This window comes from Yersinia antarctica (assembly GCF_056636475.1).
Genome location: NZ_JBSJQF010000001.1, coordinates 1915264 through 1927781 on the forward strand (window position 1 = coordinate 1915264; position 12518 = coordinate 1927781).

Below are 12518 nucleotides of genomic sequence, written 5' to 3' on the forward strand. Positions count from 1 at the left end.
TCCTTGGTTAGCCAAAAAAGGGCTGTTGATCACGATGTGACCATTTTAATTCGTTCAAATGTTAAAAGAGTGACGGATGTCAATTTTTTGACCATAAATTACAAATACGATCAAAAGAAGACAAAATATTCCAATCAAGTGACGAAAAATGACATCAGGTGACAGGAGAGAATAATGGCACAGGTAGCATTCATCGGGTTAGGGCAAATGGGATCGCCCATGGCGCGTAACCTCATTAAACACGGGCATCAATTGCATGTTTTCGATACCAACCCCGGCGCGGTAGCGGCGTTGGCTGCGCTGGGTGCCACGCCATGTGGTAACGCAGGGCAGGCCGCCGAAGGAGCAGAGTTTGTTATCACCATGCTCCCTAACGGAGAACTGGTGCATGACGTGCTGTTCGGCAACGACGGCGTTTGTAGCCGCTTGTCACCAGATGCACTGGTGATTGATATGTCCACTATCCATCCGTTACAGACTGACCGTTTGGCGCAACAGATGCAGGCCAAAGGGTATGGCTTTATGGATGCGCCGGTGGGGCGTACCTCTGACCATGCACAGGTCGGCACCTTATTGATACTGGCGGGGGGAACGCAAGCGCAGGTTGAGCGGGCAACGCCATTACTGATGGCAATGGGATCTGAACTTATCAATGCGGGCGGGCCGGGGATGGGGATCCGCGTGAAGCTTATCAACAACTACATGAGTATTGCGCTCAATGCGTTGTCGGCGGAGGCCGCCGTACTATGCGAAGCACTGGGACTGTCTTTCGATGTCGCACTGCAAGTGATGAGTGGCACTCCGGCGGGTAAAGGGCATTTCACTACCACGTGGCCAAATAAGGTGCTGAAGGGAGATTTAACGCCAGCGTTCATGATTGATTTAGCACATAAAGATTTAGGTATCGCTCTTGATGTGGCTAACCAATTGCACGTCACCATGCCGATGGGGGCTGCTTCCCGCGAGGTTTACAGTCAGGCCAGAGCCTGCGGGCGCGGGCGCCAGGATTGGAGTGCCATTTTACAACAGGTTCGCAGTCAGTCTGGTCTGCCAACAACCGAATGATTTCCGATTAATTGATGGTTTTTAAAGCGGCTGTTATCAGCACGCAGAGGGAGAGAAAATGTCTTATGTATCCGGTAATACCTTAATTCAACACGCATGGCAGCATGGCTATGCCATCGGCGCTTTTAGTGCCCACAATGCTGAAACAATCCGCGCGATCTTGCTGGCTGCCGAAGAGGAGCAGGCGCCCATCATGCTGCAAATTGGGCAGAAAGTGATTAGCGTCATGGGGTTAAAACCCATGAAAGAAATGGTTGATGCCTTTATGCATGACATTACGGTACCGGTCTGTATCCATCTGGATCACAGCCGTAGTTTTGAGCAGACCATGGCGGCAGTTCAGGCCGGTTTCCAGTCGGTGATGTTCGATGGCTCTCACCTGCCATTCGATGAAAATGTGCGTATTACCCGCGCGGTGGCAGATGTCGCTCATGCCTTGAATATCGGCGTTGAGGGTGAAATTGGTAAAATCGGTGGTACTGAAGATGATATCTCAGTTGACGAAAAAGATGCCCTGATCACCGGTTGCGATGAAGCGCTACAGTTCGCCGAACTGACCACCGTTGATTATCTGGCGGTATCGATTGGTACCGCTCACGGGATGTATAAGCAAGAGCCGAAACTGGCATTTAAGCGCCTGCAAGAAATCCGCGAAATCGTCAAGAAACCTATCGTATTGCATGGCGGCTCTGGGGTGCCGGATGAGCAAATTCGCCGCGCGATTACCTTGGGGGTTGCCAAGGTCAATGTCGATACCGAACTGCGTCAGGCCTTTACCCAAGGGGTTAGCGAAGTATTGAATCAATCACCAGAGGAGTATGTCTTGGCGGTTTCGCTGGGCCACGGGCGTGATGTGATGAAACAAAAAGTGATTGAAAAAATCCGCTTGTTTGGCAGCCAGGGGAAAGCCGCTGCTTTTGCTGGCTAATCCTTTCTATCTATCGTACGGCATGGTGTTTTGCACTTGAACGGGCAGGCGACCAAAGCCGTACGAAATACGAGGTTGAGTGTATGACGACAATTCAACGCCAGCAATTTGGCGAGCATCAGGGGCAGGAAGTTTCGCTGTTTACACTAACTAACCGCAATGGTATGCGGCTCTGCGTGACCGACTACGGTTGTATCATCACCCAACTTTGGGCGCCAGACCGCCACGGGCAACTGGAGGATGTGGTGATGGGGTTTGATGATTTGACCTCCTATCAGGCCGGTCATCCGTTCTTTGGTGCCATTGCCGGTCGCTGTGCCAATCGCATTGCGGGTGGGCGCTTTAACATTGACGGGCAAGAGTATCTGCTGGCAACCAATGAACTGCCGACCGGGCAGCATTTGCACGGAGGCCAGCGTGGCTTTGATAAGTATGTCTGGCAGGCGCAGGAAGAGGGCGATGGTATTATTTTTAGCCGCACGTCGCCCGATGGTGAAGAGGGATATCCGGGGAATTTACAGGTGCGCCACCGTATCGGCCTGACGGATGACAATGTCATGACCTTCAGTTTCGAGGCGCAAACCGATAAGGCAACCATCGTCAATCTGGTGAATCACAGCCATTACAATCTGCGCGGTCACACTCATTTAATTCACGACCAGCAACTGAAAATTGACGCTGACTTTATCACGCCAGTGGATGAAAGCAGCATGCTACCGACCGGCGAGATTGTCCGTGTTGCAGGCACTGCATTTGACTTTCGTAATGCCCGCCGCTTGGGTGATGCGATGCAACAGCGGCCAGCGCAGGATTTTGACATCAACTATGTGCTGAAAAAAAACGATTTATCGCAGAAAAATAGCACCACTCTGCAACCGGCGGCCACGCTGATTTGCCCACATTCAGGTCGGGTGATGGCGGTTCATACCACCCTGCCAGGTATTCAGTTTTATAACGCATTCAAGCTTTCTAACAAGGTATGGAATGGCAAAGCGGGGCATCGCTATCAGGCATTTTCAGGAATATGTCTCGAGACACAGGCCTTCCCTGACAGCATTCATCAGGGGCACTTCCCCGATGTCATTCTGCGACCAAATCAAAATTATTCTAGCTACACCGAACACCGTTTCAGTGTTGTCGCTTGAGCTGCGCCAACCGATAAGTCATTAAATTCACTGGAAGCAATATGATGAATAAAAAAGCAAAAGTGGGCGTGTTGGCCTTGGGCCGTAGTACTTTTGATGTGCCGTATGCGCAGGAAATGCTGGCGCAGGCGTGGAATACCCTGAGAGCAATGGATATCGAGTTGATTGGGGAACCGGCATTACAGTTTGATGCCGAGTCTGCGTTACAAGCGTTGCCCGCGCTGAAGCAGGCCAATCTTGATTTACTGCTAATTTTACAGGTGACGTTTACCGATGCTTCGCTGACCTGTGAAGTGGTGCGTGACTTCCCGGTCCCAACAGCTATGTGGTCCTTCCCGGAGGCTCGTACCGGTGGTCGTTTACGGCTCAACTCCTTCTGCGGGGTTAATTTGGCCTGCCATGCATTGAGCCGCGAAAATATCAAGGTCCAGACTGTTCATGGACTGCCGGATGATGCCCATGTGGTCAGCGAGCTACAACAATTGGCGCAGGCTGCCGCGATCGTCAATCGCTTTAAGTGCGCCAAAGTGATGGTAATAGGCGAACATCCACTGGGGTTCGATGCTTGTAACTACAACCAACAACAACTGACACAACACTTTGGTGTCAGCGTTGATCGCCAACCCGTGTTGGAATTTATCGATGAAGTAAAAGCGCTACCGGACAGTGCCGCCGATGCACCCTATCAGCGCCGCGCTAAAGATTTCCCGAATTTGGCGGAAATGGACCAAAGTGCGACCTGTAAAACGCTGAAAGTCTACTCAGCGTTGCGTGAGAAAGCACAACAGCAGGGTTACTCCGGTATTGCGGTGCGCTGCTGGCCAGACTTTTTTACCGATTATGGGTGCGCTGCCTGTGGCGCATTGGCGCTGATGAATGAAGACCTCGTTCCATGTGGCTGCGAGGCTGACATGTTCGGTGTGCTCTCGTCATTAATGGCGCAGTGGGCCTCTGGTAGTGCCGCGTTCAATACCGACTTGGTCGATATCGACCCGGTGAGCAACAGTGTGGTGTTCTGGCATTGTGGTCAGGCACCGATTGAAATGGCTGATCGCGACGGGCCGGTGCAAGCCACCATCCACTCCAACCGCAAGTTACCCCTGCTATCCGAGTTTGCCCTTAAACCAGGCCGCATCACCCTATGCCGTATTACGCAGGGTGAAGGCAAGTTGCGTCTGATGCTGGCAGGCGGCGAGATGATCAAAGCTCCGCTGGCATTCTCTGGCACTGCCGGGACGGCAAAACTGGATATCGATGCTGATAGCTATCGTCAACGGCTACTGGATGCCGGAATGGAACATCATACCTCGCTGGTCTATGGCGAGCATCGCCCGCTGCTGCGCAAGGTGGCTCGTTTACTCAACCTTGAGGTGATTGAGCTGACCTGATAGGGCAACCATTCTGATAATAGGGGTTCTGATGAATGTTAAGAACCCTAACTAAATCAACAGTATTTATACTTTTTGGGGATTTTTATTATGACTTATCAAGCGGGCAACCTGCCGGGAGTGGTATTGGTTGAGCACGATGGCGGTTTCACTCTTTCATTCCAACAACGTTTGTTACTGCAACACAGCGCACAAACGCCGTGCCTGTGGATTGGCCGGGGTAAAGCGGACATCGATATGTTCCGTGGCAATTTCAGTATCAAAGATTGCTTGAGTGAAAAACTGGCATTGACCGATGCGGTTATCATCCCACAACAGCAGGGGTGGGAGATTCATTTTAGCCGGGGAGAGGTAGCCCAAGCCACATTACATATTACCTACGACGCGGCCGGACGGTTGGAGATGTCCCTGCGCAATGGTGATAAAGAGAATAACCGAATGTGGCTACGGCTCGCCGCGCAATCGGAGGACCATATCTACGGCTGTGGTGAACAGTTCTCCTATTTCGATCTCCGTGGCAAGCCATTCCCACTGTGGACCAGCGAGCAGGGGGTGGGGCGCAACAAGCAAAGTTATGTTACCTGGCAGGCCGACTGTAAAGAGAACGCGGGCGGTGACTATTACTGGACCTTCTTCCCGCAGCCCACTTTTGTTAGCAGCCAAAAATACTACTGTCACGTTGATAACAGTTGCTATATGAATTTCGATTTTTCAGCCCCTGACTATCACGAACTGGCGATTTGGCAAGACGTAGCGGTGCTACGGTTTGACTGTGCTGACAGTTATATCGGTCTGTTGGAGCAATTGACCGCATTATTAGGCCGCCAGCCTGAGTTACCGGATTGGGTATATGACGGCGTGATTCTGGGGATTCAGGGCGGGACCGAGGTGTGCCAGCAAAAGCTGGAGGTGATGCGTGAGCATGGGGTGAAAGTCAGCGGTATTTGGGCGCAGGACTGGGAGGGCCGTCGCATAACATCTTTTGGTAAACGCCTGATGTGGAACTGGCGCTGGGACAGCGACCTCTATCCTGAGCTGGATAAACGGATTGTGCAATGGAAGAAAGAAGGTGTGCGCTTCCTCGGCTATATCAATCCCTATGTGGCGATTGAAAAAGAGCTGTATGCCGAAGCGGCAGAGAAGGGCTATCTGACCAAAGACTACAGCGGCAATGACTACCAGGTGGAGTTTGGTGAGTTCTATGCCGGGGTGGTTGATCTGACCAAACCGGCGGCCTACGACTGGTATAAGGAAGTGATTAAAAAGAATCTGATCGCGTTTGGCCTTGATGGCTGGATGGCCGACTTTGGCGAATACTTGCCGACCGACACCGTGATGGACAATGGTGTCGATGCTGAAATCATGCATAACGCCTGGCCCGCGCTGTGGGCCAAATGTAACTACGACGCCCTGGCCGAAACCGGCAAATTAGGCGAAATATTGTTCTTTATGCGGGCCGGTTATACCGGTAGCCAAAAATACTCGGTGATGATGTGGGCTGGTGACCAGAACGTGGATTGGAGTCTGGATGATGGGTTGGCATCTGTTATACCTGCGGCGTTATCACTGGCAATGACCGGTCATGGTTTGCATCACAGCGATATTGGTGGTTACACCACGTTATTTGAGATGAAACGCAGTAAAGAGTTGTTGATGCGCTGGTGTGAATTCTGCGCCTTTACCCCACTGATGCGTACTCATGAAGGTAACCGCCCGGATGATAACTGGCAGTTTGATAGCGATGTCGAGACTATCCGTCAGTTTGCCCGGATGACCCAAGTCTTTACCACGCTGAAGCCGTATATCAAACAAGCCGTGGCGCTTAACTCACAATCTGGCTTGCCGGTAATGCGCCCACTGTTCCTGCATTACGAGAATGATGCTCACACCTATGGCCTGAAATACCAGTATCTGTTTGGCCGTGATCTGTTAGTTGCACCGGTATATGAAGAGGGGCGCACCGATTGGTCACTCTATTTGCCATCAGACAACTGGATCAATCTGTGGACCGGTGAATCACACTGTGGCGGGGCTGATGTAACTGTCGCGGCACCAATGGGACAACCGCCGGTGTTCTACCGGGCGGGCAGTGAATGGGCTGAATTGTTTGCATCATTACGGGCGTTATAACACAGGCAGAGGCCCGCGGGTGGCGGGCCTCTCAGGAGAGTGACATGAGTGAAATACATCAAGATCCAGTAAAATTGACACTGCCGCTGCGCGAGAAATTCTCCTACGGGATTGGCGATGTGGGTTCAAACCTACTGTTGTGTGTGGGTACATTGTACTTGCTTAAGTTTTATACGGATGTGTTGGAAATCCCCGCCGCTTGGGGAGGATTAATCTTTCTAATCTCGCGTTTCTTTACTGCATTCACCGATATTGGTACCGGTGTCATGCTGGATAACCGCCGCAATATCGGGCCAAAGGGTAAGTTCCGCCCCTTTATCCTCTATGCATCGATGCCGGTGGCCTTGCTGGTGGTGGCTAACTTTATTGGTACCTCATTTAGTATTACCGGTAAAACCATCACGGCCACGTTGATCTTTATGAGCTTTGGCCTGTTCTTTAGCATGATGAACTGCTCATACGGTGCAATGGTTCCCGCCATGACCAAAAACCCACAAGAGCGAGCTCAGCTTGCCGCATGGCGTCAGGGGGGGGCAACCGTCGGACTACTATTGTGTACCGTCGGTTTTGTGCCCATCTTGTCGCTATTTGAAGGGCAGGCGCAGACCGGTTATCTGGTGGCTGCATCCATCTTCGCTTTTGTCGGCATGCTGTGCATGTGGTGGTGTTATTCCGGCGTTAAAGAACGTTATGTCGAACTGCCAAAGCCGGGAGCAGCCAAACCTGGTCTGTTGCAATCATTCAAAGCCATTACTGGCAATAAGCCGTTGTTTGTCCTCTGTATTGCTAATCTGTGCACCTTGGCTGGTTTCAATATAAAACTAGCGATTCAGATCTATTACACCCAATACGTACTCAACGATGTCACGTTACTGTCATATATGGGGTTCTTCAGTATGGGGTGCATCTTACTGGGGGTGCTGCTGGTACCGACGGTGGTGAAACGCTTTGGTAAGAAAAACGTCTATTTGGGTGGGCTGAGCTTGTGGATCTTGGGGGATGCCATGAACTACATGTGGGGCAGCACCTCGACTTTATTTGTCCTGTTCTCTTGTCTGGCTTTCTTCGGCACTGCTTTTGTGAACAGCCTGAACTGGGCGCTGGTTTCTGACACGGTGGAATATGGTGAGTGGAAAACCGGCGTGCGCTCAGAGGGGACGGTATACACCGGTTTCACCTTCTTCCGTAAGATTTCCCAAGGGTTAGCAGGCTTCTTCCCCGGTGTCATGCTGGCGTATATCGGCTATGTGCCTAACGTGGCACAGGGAGAAAGAACGCTGGAGGGGCTAACGCAGCTTATCTTCTTGTACCCATGCGGGTTGGCGATACTTACCGCACTGACTATGGGGTTGTTCTACCATCTGACCGAGAAAAATTACATCAAGATTGTCACCGAGCTGGAAGAGCGCAAACGCGATGTCAGTCCGGCAATCTAGCCTTGATCTGTTTAATCAGATGAATTAACACCACCAAAACCCTACAACCCGCTTATGGCAGGATCCGGTGCGAGTGAGATTTAACCGGAGGTAAGCGGGTTAAAAAATAAAAAGGACCTGTCAGATGCCGAATTCAACTTACCAGGATCCCGTAACACTTCGATTACCGCTGCGGGAAAAAATAGCTTATGGAATGGGCGATTTTGGTTCTAACCTGATGCTGTGCATCGGGACACTTTATTTACTGAAGTTTTATACCGATATTCTGGGGCTCCCGGCTATTTACGGTGGCGTGATTTTTTTGATTGCCAAGTTCTTTACCGCCTTTACCGATATGTTTACCGGCGTACTATTAGATTCTCGCCGTCACATTGGTGTGAAAGGGAAGTTCCGGCCATTTATTCTGTATGCCTCATTACCTGTGGCATTGCTGGCTGTCGCGAACTTTCTCAATACCGGTTTTAGTCTAAATATCAAAACGGTATTGGCAACAGTGCTGTTTATGTTATTCGGTTTATTCTACAGTTTGATGAATTGCTCTTATGGTGCGATGGTCCCGGCAATGACCAAAAACCCAAATGAGCGCGCGCACCTGGCAGCCTGGCGACAGGGTGGGGCGACGGTAGGGCTATTACTGTGCACGGTAGCTTTTATGCCAATTCAACTGCTGTTTACGTCCTCACCTGAGATAGGCTATCTGGTTGCAGCGCTAATATTTGTCACGTTCGGCCTGGTCTGCATGTGGTGGTGTTATTCCGGTGTCAAAGAACGCTATGTGGAACCGGTATCGGTACACCATAAACCGGGTATTTTTAAATCATTTTGCGCCATCTTTAAGAACCCGCCGCTATTAGTGTTATGTATTGCCAATTTGTGCACGTTGGCAGCATTCAATATCAAACTGGCGATTCAGGTTTATTACACTCAGTACGTATTGCAGGATATTCATTTACTGTCCTATATGGGCTTTTTCAGTATGGGCTGTATTTTGATTGGTGTATTGCTGGTCCCCACGGCGGTGAAGTATTTCGGCAAGAAAACCGTCTACCTTAGTGGCTTAATGTTATGGGGCATGGGGGATGTACTGAATTATATCTGGGGCACCAGTTCGGTCAGCTTTGTTGCATTCTCCTGTATGGCCTTTTTCGGTACTGCATTTGTCAACAGCCTGAACTGGGCATTAGTCTCCGATACGGTGGATTATGGTGAATGGAAAACAGGGATTCGCGCAGAAGGGTCGGTGTATACCGGCTATACCTTCTCACGAAAAATTTCTGCCGCACTGGCTGGATTTCTGCCCGGTATCATGCTCACTCAGATTGGTTATATTCCCAATGTTGCCCAATCGACATCAGTATTGGAGGGGTTGCGCCAATTGATTTTTATTTACCCTTGCACTCTGGCAATGATTGCAGCCATAACCATGGGGCTATTTTATAAGCTCAATGAGCAGCGCTTTGTTAAAATTATTGCTGAATTGAATTTACGTAAAATGGCTACTTCGGGGTGATTTCTATTTTTAGTGGTAATAAGAAATGCTATTAAATATAGAGTGATGTGACGTTAAAAACTGGCATGTTGTTATTTTGATTGTGTTATTCCTCTACCGGTTATTTATGGCAGAGGAATAGCCATGATAACTATTCGTCATTTTTCATGATGTAAGAAAAATAATAAACCTTCATTTATTGTTATCAATAGGGATTTGTCATGAATAAATATAATTCAATTATCTTGATTACCTCGTTGGTTTGCTCTGCCAGTGCCTTTGCCGGTCGAGCTTATGTTGAAACCCGTGAAGCATATAATACGGCCTCTGAGCTGCATGAAGTTATCCTGCGCGGTGGGTATAACTTTGATAATGGTTCCGGCCTGATGTTAACGAATGCTTATAACACAGGGAAAATGGATCAATTCAAACATAGCTATAACGAACTGGAGGGTTGGTATCCATTATTTCGCCCGACAGATAAATTCACTATTTCCCCTGGCGGCTTAGTGAACTCCAATAGCTCAGGTTCGGGTGGTTCCGTCTATATGGATTTTAACTACAAATTCTTACCGGTATTTAATTTGACTGCGCGCTATCGTTATAATCACAATAACTATGAATCAAAAGATCTCAATGGTCATTATGCTCACAATGACAGCCATGAGTTTGCTACTTATTGGAATTTCAAACTGACTGATGCGTTGTCATATACTTTTGAACCTCATTACTTTGTGCGCGTCAATGATTTTCACGGTAAAAATGGCAAAAGTTCTCACTGGGAAATAACCAATAAATTCAGTTATAAAATTGACACTCACTGGATGCCCTATTTTGAATTGCAATGGTTGGATCGTTGGAATGAATACAACAGCGAGCAATATCGTTTCCGCTTAGGGTTACGTTACACCTTCTGATCGATAATGAGATTGTTATCACAAAAAAAGACGGCACAGTGATGCGCCGTCTTATTCTATCAATACCCGTCATACTTCAAGCTGCATGTGTGCTGGCTGCGCTCGTTACTCGGTCCATCCTTGGGCCTCGCCTCTGCGAGGCCGCTGCAAGCAGCGTTCAAATCTGCTCCCGACCGATTTGTATCTCGCTTGTCGCCTTCCTGCAACTTGAATTATTTAGGGTATATTCTGACAACTGAAAAGGTTAGCGGTCTTTCTTCTTACCAAAAATCCTCAGTAACGCGCCAACGGCACAACCAATAACCACACCCAATATGACCCATTCAGTAAATGACATAATCAGACCTTTTGATTTGTTTGGTCTGATTATATAAATTATTCCTCACTTGTCCATGTCAGGCCACCTCTGTCCTTACAGCTTTGCCAGCATCTCGCGGGTGACTAATACAATGCCACTCTCTGAACGATAGAAACGACGGGCATCTTCATCTGCATTTTCGCCAATCACCATCCCCTCGGGGATAGTACTGGCACGATCGATTACACAACGGTGTAGACGACAAGAGCGGCCCACATTGACGTCGGGTAGCAATACGCAAGAATCAATATTGCAGAAGGAGTTGACCCGCACTCGGGAAAATAGCACTGAGTTGACCACCACTGAACCGGAGATAAAGCAACCGCCGGAAACTAAGGTATTCATGGTCATCCCGTGACTGCCAGAACGATCCTGAACAAATTTCGCCGGTGGTAAGGGCTCGGCATAGGTACGTATTGGCCAATGAGGGTCATACATATCCAGCTCGGGTGTGATAGCTGCTTGATCGAGGTTAGCCTGCCAGTAGGCATCCAATGTTCCTACATCACGCCAATAATCAGGGGCATCGGGTGACGTTGAGACACAAGACAGTGAGAATGGATGCGCCCAGACATGACCTTGTTCAGTAATTTTCGGCAAAATATCTTTGCCAAAATCATGGCTACTGCCTTTATCTGCGTGATCGCTTTCCAGTAAATTGAACAGGAACTCAGCATTAAAGACATAAATTCCCATACTGGCCAGGCTGCGCTCAGGTTTGCCGGGTAACGTTGGCGGATCCTCCGGTTTTTCCCAAAACATTTTTACTTGTAGATCTTCAGACACTTCCATTACACCGAAGGCACTCGCTTCCTCTTTGGGTACTTCAATACAGGCTACGGTGCAGGCAGCGCCGCTTTCCACGTGATCCAACAGCATGCGGGAGTAGTCCATTTTATATATATGGTCCCCGGCGAGGATCACGACATATTCAGAACGATAACGGCGGATAATATCCAGGTTCTGGAAGACGGCATCAGCGGTGCCGGTATACCAGTGCTCTTGTCCTTGGCGCTGTTGTGCAGGTAACAAATCAACAAACTCGTTCATCTCTTCACTGAGAAACGACCAACCATGCTGAATATGTTGCACCAAGGTATGAGACTGATACTGCGTTATCACGCCGATTCGGCGAATACCTGAATTGAGGCAGTTAGAGAGTGCGAAGTCGATAATGCGGTATTTTCCGCCAAAGTGAACTGCGGGTTTCGCGCGAACGGACGTAAGATCTTTAAGGCGTGAGCCACGGCCTCCTGCAAGAATCAGTGCTACGGCTTTGTTTGGAAGTTGTCTGGCCGACATGACTCTGTCGATATCGCCTGTTTTCCGCATGTCAGACTCCTTATGATGTGTATGTATAGCTGCCGGATTACGGGCTATATTCTCCAATCCTAATGTGCCAAATGCTTTTATGCGCTTAATGCTTTTCGGACAATAGCCGGAATGATAAAGCGGATTTGTACCCTCCCTCCTTTCAATATAAATATTGTTAATGACATAATCGGCTAATTATCGTTCTAACACTGAGAAGCGAATCAAGTTTAGCGCCAATTGACATAATTTTTTGCGCTATAGCACTTATTAGCACTCCTACTGCTTATTGCTTTCGCACATTGTGGGGGCGTCGATCGTCGACCATACTCGTTGAGGCAAAAGTATTCG

At 49.1% G+C, this 12518-nt stretch carries 9 protein-coding genes; 8 read left to right on the top strand and 1 reads right to left on the bottom strand.

Annotated features, from left to right (window positions below; translation table 11 throughout):
* The first annotated feature begins 174 nt into the window (after positions 1 to 174).
* The 8 genes from yihU (at position 175) to ompL (ending at position 10498) form a co-directional block, all read left to right on the top strand.
* The gene (yihU, locus tag ACWJJO_RS08845; protein WP_481090928.1) at positions 175 to 1065 is read left to right on the top strand and encodes a sulfolactaldehyde 3-reductase; all 891 of its coding nucleotides are present in this window, start codon (positions 175 to 177) and stop codon (positions 1063 to 1065) included.
* 58 nt (positions 1066 to 1123) lie between these two features.
* Positions 1124 to 1993 carry a class II fructose-bisphosphate aldolase gene (locus tag ACWJJO_RS08850; RefSeq protein WP_083159194.1) on the top strand — a complete coding sequence of 290 codons (870 nt, stop codon included), beginning with the start codon at positions 1124 to 1126 and terminating at the stop codon, positions 1991 to 1993.
* An 83-nt stretch (positions 1994 to 2076) separates the two neighbouring features.
* Positions 2077 to 3138, top strand: a complete 1062-nt coding sequence (locus ACWJJO_RS08855) for an aldose epimerase family protein (RefSeq protein ID WP_420073342.1) — start codon at positions 2077 to 2079, stop codon at positions 3136 to 3138.
* A 41-nt stretch (positions 3139 to 3179) separates the two neighbouring features.
* On the top strand, positions 3180 to 4526 hold the full coding sequence (locus tag ACWJJO_RS08860; protein WP_227746540.1) for an L-fucose/L-arabinose isomerase family protein: 1347 nt from the start codon (positions 3180 to 3182) through the stop codon (positions 4524 to 4526).
* Between the two features lie 90 nt (positions 4527 to 4616).
* Positions 4617 to 6656, top strand: a complete 2040-nt coding sequence (locus tag ACWJJO_RS08865; protein WP_481090929.1) for an alpha-glucosidase — start codon at positions 4617 to 4619, stop codon at positions 6654 to 6656.
* 44 nt (positions 6657 to 6700) lie between these two features.
* Complete coding sequence (locus ACWJJO_RS08870; RefSeq protein ID WP_083159191.1) at positions 6701 to 8092, top strand: MFS transporter; 1392 nt, start codon at positions 6701 to 6703, stop codon at positions 8090 to 8092.
* A 124-nt stretch (positions 8093 to 8216) separates the two neighbouring features.
* A complete protein-coding gene (locus tag ACWJJO_RS08875; protein WP_083159190.1) occupies positions 8217 to 9602 on the top strand; it encodes an MFS transporter in 1386 nt (461 codons plus the stop codon).
* Between the two features lie 200 nt (positions 9603 to 9802).
* Complete coding sequence (gene ompL, locus ACWJJO_RS08880; RefSeq protein ID WP_083159189.1) at positions 9803 to 10498, top strand: porin OmpL; 696 nt, start codon at positions 9803 to 9805, stop codon at positions 10496 to 10498.
* Between the two features lie 412 nt (positions 10499 to 10910).
* Here the strand turns inward: ompL and glgC are convergent, their stop codons facing one another.
* On the bottom strand, positions 10911 to 12188 hold the full coding sequence (glgC, locus tag ACWJJO_RS08885) for a glucose-1-phosphate adenylyltransferase (protein WP_083159188.1): 1278 nt from the start codon (positions 12186 to 12188) through the stop codon (positions 10911 to 10913).
* Between the last annotated feature and the right edge of the window lie 330 nt (positions 12189 to 12518).